Raw genomic sequence first — 18,240 nt, forward strand, 5'->3', positions numbered from 1 at the left:
AGCAGGCGGAATTGCCGGCGGCGCAAGCAGACAGGAGTATCGGATGACAGTCATGACCAAACCTGAACAGTCCACCGCCCGCGCAGTCGTGACTGCACAAGGCCTGTCGCCTGCCGCCACGCCCAAGCCCGACCTGATCAGCGTCGAACAGGCCAAGGCACTTGACGTCGCCCGCATCACCGATCTGTTCAAGGCTCATATCAATCCGGGCCAGTTGCATTTCATGAAGCTGCTCGGCTTCCACAAGATCAAGATCGAGCGTGCGGAAGGCATGTTCTACATCGACCAGAACGGCCGCAAGATCCTCGATTTCTTCGGTGGTTTCGGGTCGCTGGCATTCGGCCACAACCATCCGCGTATTCTGGATGCGCGACTGAAATTCCAGGAAGAGAAGCGGCAAGAGATCGCGATTGCGTTCATGTCGCAATATGCGGCAGCCCTTGCCCACAATATCGCCGCCTGTTCGCCGGGCGACCTCGATATGGTCTTCCTGGGCTCGTCGGGTTCGGAGGCGATGGAAGCTGCGGTAAAGCTCGCCGAGCGCGCGGCGGGGCCGAAGCGGCCGAAGATCGTGTATGCCGAAAATTCCTTCCACGGCAAGACCAAGGGCGTTCTGGCCATCACAGACGGCCAACTCTACCGTGGCGAATTCAAGTTGATGGACAACACGGCGCGTGTTCCTTTCGGCGATATCGAGGCGGTCGAGCGGCTGTTCCGCGCCGATCCCGAAATCGGCGCGATCGTGCTGGAGACCATTCAGGGCGGCGGCGGCATCATCCAGGCATCTGCCGACTACTGGCAGAAGCTGCGCGCGCTTTGCGACCAATACGGCGTGTTGTGGGTGGCGGACGAAGTGCAGTGCGGCTACGGCCGTTCCGGGCGCTTCTACGCGTTCGAGCATTACGGTGTCGTGCCTGACATCACCGCGCTGGCCAAGTCGCTGGGCGGCGGCAAGGCGGCGGTAGGCGCGATGGTCGCGAAGCGTGATGTTTACATGAGGGCCTATGGTACGCCGAAGACGGCGATGATTCACGCGCAGGCGACTTTCGGCGGGATGGGTGAAGCCTGCGTCACGGCGATCGAAGCGCTCGATGTGCTTTACGACGAAGGCCTTATCGACAATGCCGCCGATACCGGCGCGTACCTGCTGGAGCGCTTGCAGGCGCTGCAGGCCAAGTACCCCAGGATCATCAAGGATGTTCGCGGCAGGGGCTTCATGGTCGGTCTGGAATTCCATGATTTCTCGCAGACCTTGCCGATGGTGCTGCGGCCGCTCGTAAGTGTGCTGGACGACAAGCTCAAGGGCTCGCTGTCGGGCTTTGTAGGTGCCTTGCTGCTGCGCGACTACGATGTGCTGGTTGCCTTCACCGAATACAACCGCAACGTCATCCGGCTGGAACCGCCGCTGATTTGCCAGCGCGAACATGTCGACCGCTTCATCGATGCACTGGACGGCCTTTTGTCGCGCGGCATCGTCGCGATCGTGAAGGATTTCATCAAAAGCCAGGTGAAGTGATGCTGGCGCATCGAGGCTTGGGGGCGCGGCGATGACCAGCCTGCAAGGCACTGCCATCGGCTGGGCGATGCGCACCGGTGCAGCCGATGCGCTGGCAAGGGCCGCGGCCAGGCGCAGCCTGCTCGACAAGTGTGCGGCCGCAGCTTTCATTGCGGTATTCGTCTTCGTGTCGATCTACAGTTGGGCCCGCCCCGATTACAATTGGGACATGGTCGCCTATGTGGCGACCGCGCTTGAAAACCGCACGGAAACGCCTGAGGAGCTTCACGCCGAAACCTGGGCGGCAATCGCCGAGGGTGCGCGTGAAGAGCAACTCTACAACCTTCAGTACGGCAATCCATACAACCGGCACCAATGGGAAAATCCGGCCGATTTCGAATCGCAGCTTTCCATGTACCGGGTGAAGCTCGGTTATATCTGGCTGATGAGGGTGCTGGAGCCCGTGACCGGCATTGCCTCGGGCGCGATCTTGTTGTCGATCATTCCGGCGCTCGGATTTGCGGCCATATGCCTGTGGTGGCTGGGCCGCGAACAGGCCTTGCAAGGGGCGATCATCCTGGCGCCGCTGCTGATCCTGGCGGATGTCTTTCACATGATGACGGCTGCGACGCCGGACATGCTTCTGGCTGTCGTTTCCATGGCGGCTTTGTACCTTCTGGCCAGGCAACGCGACGTTGCTGCGTGCCTACTTCTGTTCCTGTCCATAGTTATACGGCCTGACAACATCATCCTGATCTTTGCCCTGTTGCTAACCGCGATCCTGTTCGGCTGGCGACTGTTGCCGATAGCGGTCACTTTCGTGGCGTCGTTTGCCGCATGTGTGCTGATCTCCCGTTATGGCGGGCACCCTGGCTGGTGGGCGCATTTCTATTTCTCCTGTGTGGAAATCCAGAACTCGATGACGGGCTTCCATCCAGACTTCTCGCTGATCGATTTCGCCAAGGGCTATGCACGTGGTGCTGCGGTAGCACTGCTCGACAATGACTGGCCGCCGTTGCTGGTGGCGATGCTCGCCGGCTGGGTGCTGCTTTGGCGCGCTGGCAGGGCAGGGACCCAGCGCGAGATATCGCTCATGTTTGCGCTGACGATTGGCCTGCTTGGGAAATTCGCCAGTTTTCCGCTACCTGACGACCGCTTCTATTTTGTTTTCACGGCGGGCATGGCGATGCTGCTTGTCGTGATGTGGAAACCGCGTCTCGACTGTGCGCCGAAGGAAAATTCATGATGGATGGCGGCGAAGTCTCGGCGTTTCTCGAATTCGTGCGGATCGTACTGGCTTTCGGCCTGCCGGTCGGCATTCTCGATCGAGGGGCGGCGCTTAGAGGAACCAAGTTCCTGGCCCAGGCTACCTTGAAGGCGCGTCTGGGGCGAGGGCGTCCGTTTCAGATGGTCAATGTCGGCGCTTGTGACGGTGCGTTGTTCGACGATGTAACGCCCTGGCTCCATCGCATCGCCAATTCGCGCGCGCTCTTGGTTGAGCCGATTCCGTACAACCAAAAGCGCTTGCGCGCCAATTATCCTGATATGGAGCGATTCATCATCGAACCGGTTGCCGTTACCCGGTCGAAGGGAACGATCAGGGTCAAGACTTTCGACGCGGCGGCTTTGGAGGCCGGCACGCTGCCGATCGAATTCATCGGCTGTTCGTCCATCATGGACACCAACCTGATGTCCGGCAAGAGTGCCTGGGGCGAGGCGGATGACAATTTCGCGAAATTCGCGCCCTACCTGAAGGACATCGAGGTCGCTTCCGAGCCCTTGCAGGCGCTGCTTGATCGCCATGGCGTCGACTATATCGACGCTTTCCTGGTCGACTGCGAGGGAGCCGACTGGGCCGTCTTCGATCAGCTCGACCTCAATCGCTACCGGCCAGGCCTCATCAAGGTCGAAGTGGGTGCTTTGCCCGCCGCCGAAATAGGCGAGGTCTTGGTCAAGCTGAAAACAGCCGGTTACAGCGTCGGCATCTACGCGGAAGACGTCTGGGCCTTCGCCTGAATGCCCGGAAATTGCTGCAGTTCAGCCGTTGTAGCGCTACCGGTCGCGCTGTATCCGCGCCGTGTCGCAAACAGGCTGTAATCGCGCCACGCTGCTCTATAGTCTGCCCGAAATTTACATTTCGGAGTCGCAGGCAATGGCAGGGTTTCCTGAAAAGGCGAAGGTCGTCATCATCGGGCTGGGCGGCATCGTCGGCGCTTCCGTCGCTCACCACCTGATCGAGCGCGGATGGGATGATATCGTCGGTATCGACAAGTCGGGCATCCCAACGGATATCGGCTCAACGGCACACGCCTCCGACTTCTGCTACATGACCAGCCACGACTTCCTGTCGTGCTGGACGTCGCTCTATTCTCTCGATTTCTACGAGAAGATGGGTCACTACGCGCGCATCGGCGGTCTTGAAGTCGCGCGCGTCGGCGACGATGCCCGCATGGACGAAATCAAGCGCAAGGTGACTTCGGGCAAGGCGTTCGGAACCCGCGCGCGGCTGGTCGAGCCTGCCGAGATCAAGGCGAAATTTCCGCTTATTGAAGAGAGCATGGTGCAGGGCGGCATGTGGGATCCCGATGCCGGCCTTGTCATCCCGCGTTCGCAGACGGTGGCGGGCGAACTGGTGGATCAGGGCGTTGAGGCCGGCAAATTGCAGGCCTTCGCCAACACGTCAGCCAAGTCATTGGTCATCGAGGACGGCCGCATCAAGGGCGTGGTGACGGATCGCGGCACGATCATGGCCGATTATGTGGTGGTATGCGCCGGCCTGTGGGGCCGGTTGATCGCGGAAATGGCTGGCGAGGATCTGCCGGTGATGCCGGTCGACCACCCGTTGACCTTTTTCGGCCCGTACAACGAATTTGCCGGCACCGGCAAGGAGATCGGCTGGCCGCTCCTACGCGACCAGGGCAACTCGGCCTATATGCGCGATACCGGCGACCCCAAGACCGCAGAAGGCGGGCAGATCGAATGGGGCTACTACGAGGAAACCAATCCGCGCCTGTGCCACCCGCGCGACCTTCTGGAGAAGGAACAGGCTCGTCTTTCACCCTCCCAGCGCGATCTCGACATGGATCAGATCATTGCGCCGCTCGAACGCGCGATGGAACTGACGCCGATCCTGGGTGAACTGGGCTACAACGAAAGCCATTCCTTCAATGGATTGCTGCAGGTAACGGCCGACGGCGGCCCCTCGATCGGCGAAAGCCAGAAGGTGCGGGGCCTGTGGTATGCCGTGGCGATCTGGGTAAAAGACGGGCCGGGCTTCGGCAAGCTGGTCGCAGACTGGATGACCGATGGCCGCACCGAAATCGATCACGCAAAAATCGATTATGCCCGCTTCTCGCCGCACCAGTTGAAAGAGAGCTTCATCGAAGGCCGTTGCGGCGAGGCCGCGCAGAAAATCTACAATCCGGCGGTCCATCCGCGCGAGCCCTATGCCACCGGCCGCAACGTGCGCCACTCGCCCTTCTATGAACGCGAAAAGGAACTCGGCGGCTATTTCATGGAACTCGGCGGCTGGGAGCGCGCCCACGGCTATGCCGCCAACGAACATCTTCTGGAGAAATATGGAAACCGCGTGCCAGTGCGCGAGAACGAATGGGACAACCGCCATTTCTGGCGCGTTTCCAATGCCGAGCATTTGGCGATGAGCGAGGATTGCGGCATCGTCAACCTGTCGCACTTTGCCATGTACGATGTCGAAGGCCCGGATCATGTCGCGCTGATGGAATGGCTGTGCGCGGCCAAGATCGGCGGCGACGGCAATATCGGCAAGGGCATCTACACCCACTTCCTCGACGACGAGGGCATGGTGCGCGCGGACCTGACCGTCATTCGCATGGCCGATCGCTGCCGCGTCATCGACGGTGCGGATGCCGGCCCGCGTGACTTCAACTACATCAAGCGCACGGCGCAGGATCGTGGCCTGGACGCCACCGTCACCGACGTGACCGAAAAATATGTCACCATCGGCATCTGGGGGCCGAACGCGCGCGCCACATTGCAAAAGGTGGTGGAGAACCCGGATGGACTGTCTTTGGAAAACTTCCCCTTTGCCGCGATCAAGCCGATCCGTATCGCCGGCAAGGATTTGATGGCCTTCCGCATTTCCTATGTCGGCGAGCAAGGCTGGGAACTGCATATGCGCTATGAAGACGGTCTCGCCATATGGGACGCGTTGCGCTCGACGGGCATTATGGCCTTCGGTGTCGAGACCTATGCCAACACCCGCCGCATGGAGAAAAGCCTGCGCCTGCAGAATGCCGATCTGCTGACTGAATACAATTTGTTCGAGGCTGACCTTGCCCGCCCGAAGGTCAAGGAGGCGGATTTCCGTGGCAAGGCGAAGCACGAGCAATACAAGGCGCGCGAGCAACAGCCGGCCATGCTTTGCACGCTGCTCATGATCGACAATACCGATTCCAAGGGCGTTGCCCGCTATCCGGTCGGTATCATGCCAGTGATGGACCCGCAGACTGGTGAAGCGCTTGTTGACGAACTTGGCCGCCGGTCCTTCACCACTTCGGTCGCCTATGGCCCGACCATCGGCAAGAACATCGCTCTCGCTTATCTGCCGTGGGCCTACTGCCAGGACGGCCGTAAGCTGAGCGTCGAGTATTTCGGCGAGACCTATCCCGTGGAGGTGGCGGGAGTTGGCTACAAACCGCTCTACGATCCGCAGAACCTGAAGCCGCGGAGTTAAGACTGAGAACAGGCAGCCCAGGTGTTCGCAAAAATGTGAAGGGATCGGCCCAGCCACAGGCGGGCAGGTTCTTTTGCCTGAAACAATTCTCACGTACCTTAAGGCATGGCTGCTTTCCGGCGTACTGCACGGCATGCCCTGATGGTTGGCGCAACTTTGGCGCTGACCGGTTTATGCAGCGCGCCGGGGGTCTCGGCCGAACCGGTTGACATCGAACTCGTTCTCGCGGTGGACGTGTCCTTGTCGATGTCGCCGGTGGAGCTTGAAATCCAGCGCCACGGCTATGCCGCCGCACTCATCCACGACAGCGTGCTGCAAGCCATTGCCGATGGTGTGCATGGCAAGATCGCCGTCACCTATGTCGAATGGGCAGGTGTGACCTCGCAGCAGGTCGTCGTGCCGTGGACGGCCATTGCCACCAGGGCCGATGCCGAAAGGGTGATAGCGCAGCTTTCCGCGCATCCGCCCAACAGTGCGCGGCGTACATCCATCTCGGCCGGTCTGGAATTCGGCGCCGACCTGTTCGCCGAAAGCAGCTTTGAGGGCGTCAAACGGGTCATCGACGTCTCGGGCGACGGCCCGAACAATCAGGGAGCGCCAGTGACCGTGGTGCGTAACCGGTTGGTCGCGCAAGGCATCACCATCAACGGCTTGCCGCTGATGACCAATGGTGGTCCCGCCTTGGGCTATGAGGTGGACAATCTGGACCAATATTATACCGATTGTGTCATCGGAGGACCGGGCGCCTTCATGATCCCGGTCAACGACTGGAGCCAGTTTCCCGAAGCCGTTCGACGCAAACTCGTGCTCGAACTGGCTGGACCTCTGTCACCCCGCTGGACTGCGGAAGAGGCTGCGTTTCCGCCAATCGTGATGGCACAGGCCTCTGTAGAGAGCGATTGCCTTGCGGGTGAGAAAGCTTGGCGTAACCGCTACTGGATGTATGACGAGAGTCGGTGACAGCGAGAGCGTGTCCATAAAATGCTCTAGCGTCAGGCAGCCAGCAATTGCTTGCGGTCGATGCGCTCCTGCTGCGGCGAGCGGGCGTAGAGTTCGCGGTAGCACTTGGAGAAGTGGGACGCGGAGACGAATCCGCAGGCCACCGCGACCTCCACGACCGGAAGCGATGACTGGATCAGCAGATGGCGGGCGCGGTCGAGCCGGATTTCGAGATAATAGCGGGCAGGCGAGCGGCCCATCTCCGAGCGGAACAGCCGCTCGATCTGGCGGCGCGAAAGATCGACATGGTCGGCGATCTCGATCAGCGACAGCGGTTCGGCCAGGTTCGCTTCCATCAGTTCGATGATGGTGAGGACCTTGGAATTCTGTACACCAAGGCGGGCGCGCAAGGGTAGCCGCTGGCGGTCGGTCGGGCTGCGCACACGATCGGTCAGCACCTGCTCGCAGACGCGGTTGACGAGATTGTCGTCGAAATCATCGCCGATCAGCTTCAGCATCATATCGAGCGCGGCGGTGCCGCCGGCGCAGGTGTAGATGTTCTGGTCGATCTCGAACAGATCGGCGAAGACATTGGCCTTGGGGAACGCCTCCGAAAAGCCCGGCAGATTTTCCCAATGGATGGCGCAGCGCTTGTTGGACAACAGGCCGGCGGAGGCCAGGATATGCGCTCCCGTGCACAGGCCGCCAACGGCGACGCCGCGATTATATTCCTCGCGCAGCCAGGCGAAAGCGGACTTGTTCTGGTATCTCTCGACCTCTAAGCCGCTACAGACGATGGCCATGGATGGCCTGTCGGCGCCGGACATCTTCCGACGTTCTTCTTCGAGCGAAGTGTTCACCGCGCATTCGACGCCGTTGGAGGCCCGCACCGGCTTGCCGTCGATGCTGGTGAGACGCCACGTGTAGGCCTCGTAGCCGAGCATCCGGTTGGCCGATCGCAAAGGATCCAGCGCTGTCGCGAAAGCGATCATGGTGAAGTCGGGCACGAGAAAAAAGACGAACGATCTTTTGATCGGTTGTTTGACAGCGTTCAAGGAACCCTCCCGATGCCATGACGCAGACAGAACGTCGCTATCAGCACAGCGTCATCAGGAAAAGGCTTTTCTGTCAATCAGGTAGAGTGTCGGTAACAGGATATTTTTTCCGGCAGGGTCGCGTTTTGGCCAATAGTGGTCCGCACCTGTATATCCTGTCTGATAGGGAGCCATCCTCATGGTGCGCGCACAACAAAGCCGCGCCGGAGGGCCAGCGCGGCTTCAAACGTAACAGCCACGCGCACGGCGCGGTGACGAAAAATCGATATCAGGCGATGAAACCGAGGCGAGCGGCAGCCACTGCTGCGGTCTGGCCGGGCATGGTTTTAGCCAAGCGCTGACGCTCGAGCGCAGTCGTCAGGTTGGTTTCACGGCGTGAGAACAGGCGAGCAAGAAACTTCATTGTAATCTCCAATCAGTTGCCAAGACGGGTCGCCTTCGCGTTCTGGAGTGGGGCAGCTCGTTTGTTGCACCGCATATAAGCACGACAGCACACAAAACAAATCGCAAAAACGAAGCGCTTGATCGGAAATGCGACATCGCTGCCGGAAGTGTTGATGTCCTTGTGCAAATATCAATAAATTTCAAATGGTTATCTACGTTTAGCATTGCTATGCGATTTGTTCATATGCGTCATGCGACACGATCAGGCCTACTCCAGAACGGGCTGGGAAATGGACCTGCCGTGGTTCATCACACGGCAGGTTACGGTCTCGATGTGCATGTTTACTTTGCCCCTGCCCAGATGCCGACACCGGTCCTGACGGAGGCGCCTCTTGAGGATGGCTCACTACCGTTGGCTTCGGGCCAACCTATATCTTTTTGAAGTTCGAACGGCAGGGAACGGATCGCCCGCTCGGTCTGATAGCGGGCACGGGCTGCATTGTATTCGGTCGCGATGCGGCCGATGGAGGACAGGATGGACATTTCATTCTCCTTCCAAATTGGCCGGGATTGCCCGGGGAGGTAGGGATTTGCGCGATCTGCAGGGTGCGCATGCCGTATCGAAGGCTTGTTGCGGTCGCATTCGGTGTGGGTTGCGTTCAGTGTCTTGCCTTCGATGGAGTTGACTATCTTCCGGAATTGATGTTCAATCAATCGAAATGGAATGATGCTTTGTATCAGAAAAATTGAAGGCTGATCCGAATGAACGCTCCACTCAACCACCCCTTGCCGCTACTCGATCTCGACGTGCTGCGCACTTTCGTTGCCATTGCCGAAACCGGCAGTTTCACGACCGCTGCCGCTGCCGTCTTCCGCACGCCATCCGCGGTCTCCATGCAGATCAAGAAACTGGAGGATATACTCGGCCGTTCGGTCTTCGCGCGCGATGCGCGTTCGGTCTCTCTGACCACCGATGGCGAGATGCTGATCGGCTATGCGCGCCGGATGCTGGCCATCAACCGCGAGGCGGTTTCCAAGTTCATCATCCCTGATATTGTCGGCATCGTGAGGCTTGGCTCGCCGGACGATTATGGCGAGCGTGTGTTGCCGCATGTGCTGAAGCGCTTTGCCCAGTCGCATCCTTCGATCGCCGTCGACGTCACCATCGACCAGAGTGTCAATCTGCGCCGACGCATGGACGACCGTGCGCTGGACATTACGCTGCTCACCAACTCCTACAAGACGAGCGCCAATGGCGCGGAAGTGCTTTTGACCGAGCCAATCGTGTGGGCAGGCGCCAAGGGCGGCTGTGCGCACCTGCGTGAGCCATTGCCGGTGTCGATCTGGGAGGAGGGCTGCGCCTGGCGCGCCGGCGCGCTGGAGGCGCTGGGCCGCGAAGGGCGCGACTACCGCGTCGCCTATATGAGTTCGCACACGGCGGGCCAGCGCGCGGCCATCATGGCCGATCTGGCGGTCGCGCCGCTGCCGAAGTCGTTCCTTGGCAACGATATGGTCGAACTCGGCCCCAAGGACGGAATGCCCAATATCGGCAACTACAACCTGGCCATGGTCGTTTCTCCGGATGCCAGTGCGCCAGTGAAAGCGGTTGCCGACCATATCCGCGCAACGTTCGAACTGTTTCGCGAGACGGGCAAGTTCTGAGCCGCGGGGGGCCTGCTGGTTCCCGTACCTGTCACTTGAATTAAGAAGCCGTGCCAACCCTTTGTTTTCAAGTCAGGTTGGGACTGGACTTGTTGTCGGCTGTTCCGGTTTCCATAGTGGGGTGAGGTTCGTCCAGGAAAGCCACGATGCGGTCGCGGGCACGGCGTGCTTCCGGCATTCTGATCAGCGGCCAGACGTGGAACATGCCTTCCTCGTAAAACAGGTCGATCTCGACGCCGAGGGCACGCGCCCTCTCCACGAAAATCAGATTGTCGGGGCTTAGCAGATCGCGCGAACCGGTAAGCAGCAGCGTTCTGGGCAGCACTGAGAGATCGCCATAAAGTGGGCTGATGTGCCAGTCGCCGCGATCCATCCCGGCACCGTAAAGGCGGATCGCCTCGAGGCCGCCTGGAATACCCAGCCAAGGATCCGTTCGTTCGGCTTCGAACACCTGCGGATTGGTGAGTGACATGTCGAGGCCCGGCGAAATCAGCACGTGGCGGCCTGGTGGCGGCAAACCTTCCTCGGCCATCATCATGGTTAGCACCACAGCCATGTTGCCGCCGGCGGAATCGCCCATGAAGACGATGTCGCGCGCATCCGTTTCATGGAGCATGTCCCGGTAGACGTCGCCGACCATGCCGAACATGTCATGGAAATCGTGCTCAGGTGCGATCGGATAGATCGGCACCGTGATGCCGAAGCCAAGTCGATCCGCCATCTCAGCAATAAAATCCCAATGATAGGCCGTGATTTCAAAGACATAGGCACCGCCGTGCATATAGAGAATCCGCCTGGAAATCTCTGCGCGCGGTGCGATCTCATAAACAGGGAAACCGGCGACTTCATGGGTCGTAGTGTCGAAACGCGAGGTTATTGAGGTCGGCGGCTGGTGGCTCTGCTTCTTCCTGGCGTGCGCGATCCATTGGTGCATGGCCTCCGGACTCGAGAAGGCCTTCTTGCGGCTGAGTTTCAGAACAAGCGCAATGATGCGGCTTTTCAGACTGGGCATGACAGGCCACGCAAAATGGCAGGTTGCAACTTCCCCTCGAGCGAGAAATCGTGTCCGATCGAAAAAAGTCAATGCTGACGCCGCGCGAGGCTACGGCGTTCCAGCCGCAGCGCTCCTGTATGCTTCTATTCGCGTCCGCGGCGTGCCGCCCGTTCCTCTCGCGAACGCCGACGGGGTGCGGCACCTGAGTCCGTAGCGCCGCCGTCATCGGAAAGGTTCTTCTTCGGGGGCAGTTTGACGGCCAGCGACAGATGCGGGAAAGCATCCACCTTGTTTGGCAAGGCCATCGCGTCGATGAAGATCTGCTGGAAATGCGGTTCGAGCGCGGTTTCGATCTTCTCGATACGGTGAACCTCGTCCTCGATCTCGCGGCGGTGATTGCGGTTCAAGAGCGCCATCAGGGCGCCTGTGCCGGAGGCGTTGCCGACGGCCTTGACCTCGGCCAGGTCGCAATCGGGGATCAGGCCCAGCACCATGGCGTATTTCGGGTCGATGAAGGAGCCGAAAGCGCCAGCGAAACGGATGGTGTCGACATGATCGACCTCCTGCTTTTCCATTAGCAGCTTGACGCCGGCATAGAGGGCAGCCTTGGCAAGCTGGATGGCGCGAACGTCCCGTTGGGTAATGACCAGCCGTGGTTCGCCGTCGCGCAACAGGTAGGAAAAAGTCCGCCCGTCCTGGAAAATGCGCGGCGATCTCGCATTCAGCGCTCCGTCGATCACGCCGTCTTCCGAGATGATGCCGGACAGGTACATTTCCGCGATCACCTCGATGATCGCCGATCCGCAGATGCCGGTTACGCCGACGACGCCGGCAGCTTGCTCGAAGTCCGGTTCATCCGACCATTTGTCGACGCCGATGATACGAAACTTCGGTTCCAGCGTCTCGGGGTCGATACGTACGCGTTCGATTGCGCCGGGAGCAGCGCGCTGACCGCCTGAAATTTCCGCACCTTCAAAGGCGGGTCCGGTTGGAGACGATGCGGCGACGACGCGTTTTCGATTGCCGAGAATGATCTCGGCATTGGTGCCGACATCGACGAGCAGCATCATGCTGTCCTGCCGGTACGGGCCTTCCGACAGCGTGGCGCCTGCCGCATCGGCACCGACATGGCCGGCGATGCAGGGTAGGGTGTAGAGGCGTGCGCCACGGTTTATGTCGATATCGAGGTCATGCGCCCAATATTGCAGGGCGCTTGACACGGCGAGCGCGAAAGGTGCCTGGCCAAGCTCTGTGGGATCGATGCCTAGGAACAGATGGTGCATAATCGGGTTGGCGACAAACACCGCGTCAAGGATGTCGTAGCGGCTGACGCCGCCTTCTTCACAGACCTTGCCGATAAGCGAGTTAACGGCTTCGCGGACGGCCACGGTCATTGCCTCGCGCCCGTCCGGATTCATCATCACGTAGGACACGCGGCTCATCAGATCTTCGCCAAAGCGGATCTGTGGGTTCGACGTGCCGGACGATGCGACGATGCGGCCGGAAAGCAGCGACACCAGATGCATGGCAATGGTGGTCGAACCGATGTCGCAGGCGATGCCGTACGCCTCGTTCTTCAAGCCCGGCCACATGGAGATGATGAACGGACGCGATATGTCCATGTCGCGGTGAATGGCGACGGTGACGCCCCAGTTCTCCTTGCGCAACATGCCCTGCACCTGCGGAATGAGATGCGGCGCGATCAGCGGGTCCTTCCAGCCCCAATCTTTTTCCAGCACGCGCTTGAGCCGATCCAGATCGCCAAGAGGCTTGTGCATGTCGGGTTCCTCGACCTCGACATAACAGAGCTGGATTGCGGGATCGCGCTCGATATGGCGGTCCACGGCGGCCTTGCGCACCACCTGTGCGTTGATGACCGTATCCTGCGGCACGTCCACAACCAGATCGCCCTGGACGGTTGCGGAGCATGAAAGGCGGCGGCCCTCGGGCAAGCCGCGGATACGCTCGTAGCGCTCTTCCTTCGGGCCCTTGGGCGAAATGTGGTCGTTGGAGGAGACGATCTTGTGCTTGGCGAAATTGCCTTCCTGCACCTCGATCTGACAACGGCCGCAGGTGGCGCGTCCGCCGCATACGCTCTCGACATAGACGCCAAGTTGTCGGGCGGCGTCCAGCACCGGAGTACCAACCGGGAAGCGTCCACGCTTGCCGGAAGGCATGAACAGGATCAGTGGATCGGTGATGTTGGCGGGAGAGTTCATCTGAAAATCCCCTTCAGCCCACAAGCCGTTCTCCCTTCCAGGGAAAAGACCGGCGGTTGCGAGGTCGACGCATGTCCTGCGGCGTTGGAAACCAGCGAAAGTGGCAACGCTATCGAGGCTTGTTCCTTGAAAGGAAGATGCCCGACGGGCCAGAGAAGCGTATGCAGGAATGCAATCATTTCAGATGTCGGTTTAACCTCGCGCCATACGAGCTTCACGGCCGCCCCGACGGCGTCCGCCATTGTTGGAGCCGACCTCGCCGGGTGCCGAAACGGCGACCGGGGTGGGGGCAGCCTGTTCACCCGGCTTGTAGTCCTTGTAGGTCTTTATCCAGGCCATGCAATCCTTGTCGGTGCCGGCAAGCACATTGGCTGCGCGCACCGCCTCCATCTCCTGCGGGCGGACCGGATTCATGATCGCGGAAGTCATTCCCGCGCCGATCACCATCGGGATGAAGCCGGCATTGATGCCGTGGCGATGCGGCAGGCCGAAAGAGATGTTGGAGAGGCCGCAGGTGGTGTTGACCTTGAGTTCCTCGCGCAGCCGGCGCAGCAACGCGAACACCTGGCGGCCTGCATCGCCCAGCGCGCCGATCGGCATGACCAGGGGGTCGACGACGACGTCGTGGGCAGGAATGCCATAGTCGGCGCAGCGCTGCACGATTTTTTTGGCGACAGCGAAACGGACATCCGGGTCCATCGAAATGCCGGTCTCGTCATTGGAGATGGCAACGACAGGCACGTTGTATTTCTTGACCAGCGGCAGTATGGCCTCGAGCTTTTCTTCCTCGCCGGTGACGGAATTCACCAGCGGGCGACCCTTGGCGACCTTGAGTGCCGCCTCGATCGCAGCCGACACCGAGGAGTCGATCGACAACGGCAGGTCGACCAGATTTTGCACGATCTGCAGCGTCTGGACCAGCAGTGCCGGCTCGGTTTCATTCGGGTTGACTGCGGTCACACCGGCATTCACGTCGAGCATGGTGGCGCCGCAGGCAGCCTGCTCAAGCGCATCTCTCTTCACCGTTTCGAAATTGCCTTCCATCATCTCGGCGGCCAACTTCTTGCGGCCGGTCGGATTGATGCGCTCGCCGATCACGCAGAAAGGCTGATCGAAACCGATGACGATTTCTCGGGTCGCAGAGGCGACGATCGTGCGGGTCATGCAATCTCTCCGTTGTGATATAAAGAATTCTTTATATCGTTATCTGATATCGATCAAGCGTTCGGTCGCATTTTCAGTGCGCGCTCTTGACCATGTCCACCTGGGTTTCGGTTAGGTCTTCGTTGAGTATTTGGTCCAGGCGGTCGGCAACCATACGGTCGTCGTCGCGTGCCTCGCGTTTCCAGGGTTGGCGCCCCTTGAGCACGCCGGATTCATCGACGATTTCGGCGACATATTCCTCCTGGCGGTAGGCCATCACATGGATGCCGGAGACGCCGGGAATTTCCTTCACCTCGTTGATGATGTCGATGCAGAGTTGCTTGCCTTCTTTCTTCTGGTCCTGAGCGCCCTCCAGCCGCTTGAGGACGGCGTCGGGAATGCGGATGCCGGGCACGTTGGAGCGGATCCATTTCGCCGTCTTGGCAGAGGCGAGGGGGCCGACGCCGCACAGGATGAAGACCTTTTCGGTATAGCCGAGGTCGCGCACGCGCTGCATGTAGGTGCGAAACATCTGCACGTCGAAACAGTACTGGCTCTGAACGAACTGCGCGCCTGCCGCGATCTTCTTGCCCAGCCTGAACGGGCGAAAATCGTAAGGCGGGGCGAAAGGGTTGATGGCAGCGCCCAGGAACACTTGTGGCGGCGTCGTCAGCTTGCGGCCGGACAGGAACTTGCCATTGTCGCGCATGATGCGCACTGTTTCGAGCAGCGACATGCAGTCGAGATCGAACACCGGCTTGGCTCCAGGCTGGTCGCCGGCCTGCACGCCGTCGCCAGTCAGGCACAGCATGTTGGCGACACCCATTGCCGCACCGCCCAGAACGTCGCCCTGAATGGCGATGCGGTTCTTGTCGCGGCAGGCGATCTGCATGATCGGTGCATAGCCCATGCGGGTCAGAAGCGCGCAGATGCCGACCGAGGACATGTGGCAGTTGGCGCCGGAGGCGTCGACGGCATTGATGGCGTCGACCCAGCCGTCGAAAATCCGGGCACGGTTGTAGACGTCTTCCGGATCTGCGCTGTCGGGCGGATTGAGTTCGGTGGTTACCGCAAACTCGCCTCGCCGCAGCACGCGTTCCAGCCGCCCGAGCGATGTGTGGCCGGGCAAACGCTCCAGCGGCAGGTGAGGGCCGGCCGGGTTCTCATCGCGCTGATTGACGATCATGCCGATGCCCCGGTGTTTGCAGCCTTTGCGGCCTCACGCGCCGCGGCAGCCTGTGCGGTTACGCGAAGCCAGGCGGAGGTTTCTCGCAGCGACTGATCCACGGGCTTTTGTACATCGAGAATCTTGTCACCATGCACCATCTGCCGGGAGCCCTCCCAGGCCTTGACCCACACGCAGGGCATATCAGGCTCGACCTCGCAATGGCCGTTGGCGCGCACACCGCCACATGGGCCGTTGCGCAATTGCTTGGGGCAGTTCATCGGGCATGACATGCCGGTGGAGGACAGAACGCACTGGCCGCACATGCGGCAGTCAAACATGAAGCCCTTGACGCGCTTTTCGATGAACTTGACCGGTGCCTCGACGCGGCCGTAGCCGATGCTTTTCCACAACGGGTGCAGCGTCAGGAAGGCGTCGGCAAATTTCGCGTAGAACCATTCCAACAGCCGCGAATGCCGCACCGACCACAGCCTGACCGCAAAAGAACGCTGCACGCGCCGCTGCGGCGAGACATCGGACGGCTTGTAGTCCGTCTTCGGCGCGGCCATCTTGACCGCGGTCGCCTGCGTCACTCCGGGTGGAGCGTTAGGCGGCATGACCTGCGAACCGTTCGCAGGTCCGGAAGCAGTCGTTGGGGTCGGCTGGGTCTCAGGCATTTTCCTTGCCGCCAGAATTGACGAGGGCAACAAGCCTCGCCTTGTCGTATTCAGTTTCCAGTCTTGCCATGGCCTGATCGGCCTCTGCGTCGAGGTCGTCACCAACCGGGATCGGGTTCGCCTTGCGCCAGTCTTCGAGGTAGTCGCTGCTGCCCTTGGCGCCGCTGCGCATGGCGCACATGTCGATAGCCTCGATGAAACGCAGCGGCAGTTCGCGCTTGGCGCTTTGCCGTCCCTTTTTCACGATGACCTGGGCGGGGATGTCGCGCCAAAAGACAACGATGAGATCGGCCATGAATTCCAACTCCTTGCTTGTATGAGCATTGCCGTAAGCAGTACCGCCCCGCTTCTCATGGGACGACGCGTGTGCATTCAAAAACGACGCCTGAATGCGATGCAAATTGACACGGCTTCGTACAATGAAAAGCTACCGCGTGCGTTTCGTCAGCTTGGTCCACAGATAGTACGGACCAGGACGCCTTTTCCCGTTCAGCGCCGAAGTTCGATGATGTTGAGAACAGACTCATGAACGGGCTTCGGGAACTCGATCCGCCAGCCGTTAGGACCGGTGCGGAACGCATAGCCGACCTGATCCATCTCGGCGTCGGCGCCGTAAGGCTTCACCGGATCGTCATTGTAATGCAGCGCGCCGAGATATATCGCGCGCTTGTCGCCGTCGTCGTAGAGGCGGCCGGTGGTGCGCTGCGATCCGGTCGTCTTTTTCAGCATCCAGCCGGAGCCGTCGTCGGACACCTCACACTTGAACCAGTCATAGATGACGAGCGCGCCGAGGCCACCGGCCTTTATCGTGCGGCATTGCCACTTGCCGGTAAGATCTTGATCGGAAAAGGAAACGATCTTTCGGTCGAGAACCTTGCCGAGTTGCTTGACTTCCGCCGGGTCGCCGCCTTTGGCCTCCTGCAATGCGGCCTTGCGTGTCTCGCCGTAGTTTTCGAGCCGGGCCTTGTCTGCTGCCGTCATCAGTCTCTGGACCTCGCCATCGGCGAATGCGACCGATGCGGCAAGCGTTGCGGCCGCGGCAAGTACGATCGCTGCAACCTTCATGAAATTCTCCCAGTGGCGGCAAGAGACAGGCGCGACCCCCAAGCCGGCATTACACGACGGGAGCGGCGGCCCGCGCAAGCCCTGCTGTCAGGTCGCCATAGCCGGTCGGGCGGCGCTCATAGACGAGGCCGAGCAGTTCGGCGGCGCTTTCGGCGACCTTGTCCAGTTCCGGATCGTCGGTCTGGGCGAGATAGATCAGCTTCTCGTAGTTGCCGAAATAGTCCGCAATCAACTCCGGGTGCTTGTCGAGGCCGAGCGGCTTCATGAAGAAGGCGTCGAACTGGCGGCACAGGAAATCGGTCATGTAAAACGACATCATGTCGTCGCCGGCAATCTTCGCATAGGTTTCCATGCCTTGGTAGAAGGCAAAGCAATGCGGGCCGGCCATGCGTTCCACGCCGTGCTTCTCGCAGACGCGGTCGAGATGGCCGCCGGTGCCGCAGTCGGCATAACCGACGAAAATGTGCCGATAGCCTTGCGCCTTGGCGTCTACTATCGCCTTGTCCATCGCAGGCGCGATGCGATCCGGATAAAAGTGGAATTCAGCCGGCAGGCAGGTCAGTTCGAGGTGATCGAGGTGAAGTTGCTCTTTCACCGCCAGGATTTCGCGCGCCAGCATGCCACAGGCGATAACGAGCAGCCTTTCTTGCTTGCCAGACCCCTGATTTTGCTCCGTCGCCATGGAACCAGTCGAACCGGCTTTCGTTGCTAGAGGGTAAAACCGTCGA

At 60.3% G+C, this 18,240-nt stretch carries 17 protein-coding genes; 6 read left to right on the forward strand and 11 right to left on the reverse strand.

The window, feature by feature from the left end:
- Window positions 1-43: 43 nt before the first annotated feature.
- From ASD64_RS16170 to ASD64_RS16190, 5 genes are all read left to right on the forward strand, one after another.
- A complete protein-coding gene (locus ASD64_RS16170; protein ID WP_056106872.1) occupies window positions 44-1,516 on the forward strand; it encodes an aspartate aminotransferase family protein in 1,473 nt (490 codons plus the stop codon).
- A 31-nt stretch (window positions 1,517-1,547) separates the two neighbouring features.
- A complete protein-coding gene (locus ASD64_RS16175) occupies window positions 1,548-2,741 on the forward strand; it encodes a hypothetical protein (protein ID WP_056106874.1) in 1,194 nt (397 codons plus the stop codon).
- Window positions 2,738-3,511: an FkbM family methyltransferase gene (locus ASD64_RS16180; RefSeq protein ID WP_244480818.1), complete on the forward strand. Its 774-nt coding sequence runs from the start codon at window positions 2,738-2,740 to the stop codon at window positions 3,509-3,511. The genes ASD64_RS16175 and ASD64_RS16180 overlap by 4 nt, the downstream gene beginning before the upstream one ends.
- Before the next feature lie 136 nt (window positions 3,512-3,647).
- Window positions 3,648-6,209 (forward strand): GcvT family protein, encoded by a 2,562-nt coding sequence (locus ASD64_RS16185; protein WP_056106878.1) that lies wholly within the window; start codon window positions 3,648-3,650, stop codon window positions 6,207-6,209.
- Window positions 6,210-6,350: 141 nt separating this feature from the next.
- Window positions 6,351-7,169, forward strand: coding sequence for a DUF1194 domain-containing protein (locus ASD64_RS16190; protein WP_244480819.1), 819 nt, complete (start codon window positions 6,351-6,353; stop codon window positions 7,167-7,169).
- A 32-nt stretch (window positions 7,170-7,201) separates the two neighbouring features.
- Here ASD64_RS16190 and ASD64_RS16195 read toward each other — a convergent pair whose 3' ends face one another.
- The 3 genes from ASD64_RS16195 to ASD64_RS16200 all read right to left on the reverse strand — a co-directional run bounded on the left by ASD64_RS16195 (window position 7,202) and on the right by ASD64_RS16200 (window position 9,130).
- Window positions 7,202-8,140, reverse strand: coding sequence for a GlxA family transcriptional regulator (locus ASD64_RS16195; RefSeq protein ID WP_413813616.1), 939 nt, complete (start codon window positions 8,138-8,140; stop codon window positions 7,202-7,204).
- A gap of 331 nt (window positions 8,141-8,471) precedes the next feature.
- Complete coding sequence (locus ASD64_RS21860) at window positions 8,472-8,606, reverse strand: hypothetical protein (RefSeq protein ID WP_156460187.1); 135 nt, start codon at window positions 8,604-8,606, stop codon at window positions 8,472-8,474.
- Between the two features lie 323 nt (window positions 8,607-8,929).
- Window positions 8,930-9,130, reverse strand: coding sequence for a hypothetical protein (locus ASD64_RS16200; protein WP_056107159.1), 201 nt, complete (start codon window positions 9,128-9,130; stop codon window positions 8,930-8,932).
- A 219-nt stretch (window positions 9,131-9,349) separates the two neighbouring features.
- Here ASD64_RS16200 and ASD64_RS16205 point away from each other — a divergent pair, with 219 nt between their 5' ends.
- Window positions 9,350-10,249, forward strand: coding sequence for a LysR substrate-binding domain-containing protein (locus ASD64_RS16205; protein ID WP_056106884.1), 900 nt, complete (start codon window positions 9,350-9,352; stop codon window positions 10,247-10,249).
- A 67-nt stretch (window positions 10,250-10,316) separates the two neighbouring features.
- On the opposite strand, the gene ASD64_RS16210 is transcribed toward ASD64_RS16205, so the two are convergent.
- The 8 genes from ASD64_RS16210 to ASD64_RS16250 all read right to left on the reverse strand — a co-directional run bounded on the left by ASD64_RS16210 (window position 10,317) and on the right by ASD64_RS16250 (window position 18,194).
- Window positions 10,317-11,261, reverse strand: a complete 945-nt coding sequence (locus ASD64_RS16210) for an alpha/beta hydrolase fold domain-containing protein (RefSeq protein WP_056106886.1) — start codon at window positions 11,259-11,261, stop codon at window positions 10,317-10,319.
- 125 nt (window positions 11,262-11,386) lie between these two features.
- Window positions 11,387-13,462, reverse strand: coding sequence for an ASKHA domain-containing protein (locus ASD64_RS16215; protein WP_056106888.1), 2,076 nt, complete (start codon window positions 13,460-13,462; stop codon window positions 11,387-11,389).
- 192 nt (window positions 13,463-13,654) lie between these two features.
- On the reverse strand, window positions 13,655-14,626 hold the full coding sequence (locus ASD64_RS16225) for a methyltetrahydrofolate cobalamin methyltransferase (protein WP_056106891.1): 972 nt from the start codon (window positions 14,624-14,626) through the stop codon (window positions 13,655-13,657).
- A 73-nt stretch (window positions 14,627-14,699) separates the two neighbouring features.
- The gene (locus ASD64_RS16230; protein WP_056106893.1) at window positions 14,700-15,791 is read right to left on the reverse strand and encodes a methylenetetrahydrofolate reductase; all 1,092 of its coding nucleotides are present in this window, start codon (window positions 15,789-15,791) and stop codon (window positions 14,700-14,702) included.
- A complete protein-coding gene (locus tag ASD64_RS16235) occupies window positions 15,788-16,447 on the reverse strand; it encodes a methylenetetrahydrofolate reductase C-terminal domain-containing protein (protein ID WP_413813613.1) in 660 nt (219 codons plus the stop codon). Before ASD64_RS16235 ends, ASD64_RS16230 begins: the two co-directional genes overlap by 4 nt.
- The gene (locus tag ASD64_RS16240; protein ID WP_056106895.1) at window positions 16,440-16,742 is read right to left on the reverse strand and encodes a virulence factor; all 303 of its coding nucleotides are present in this window, start codon (window positions 16,740-16,742) and stop codon (window positions 16,440-16,442) included. Before ASD64_RS16240 ends, ASD64_RS16235 begins: the two co-directional genes overlap by 8 nt.
- Window positions 16,743-16,936: 194 nt before the next feature.
- Window positions 16,937-17,512, reverse strand: a complete 576-nt coding sequence (locus ASD64_RS16245) for a DUF4893 domain-containing protein (protein WP_056106896.1) — start codon at window positions 17,510-17,512, stop codon at window positions 16,937-16,939.
- A gap of 49 nt (window positions 17,513-17,561) precedes the next feature.
- Entirely contained in the window at window positions 17,562-18,194 is a 633-nt protein-coding gene (locus ASD64_RS16250; protein WP_056106898.1) for a DUF1638 domain-containing protein, read from the reverse strand.
- Window positions 18,195-18,240: the final 46 nt, after the last annotated feature.

The organism is Mesorhizobium sp. Root157 (genome assembly GCF_001427385.1).
Lineage (GTDB): Bacteria > Pseudomonadota > Alphaproteobacteria > Rhizobiales > Rhizobiaceae > Mesorhizobium.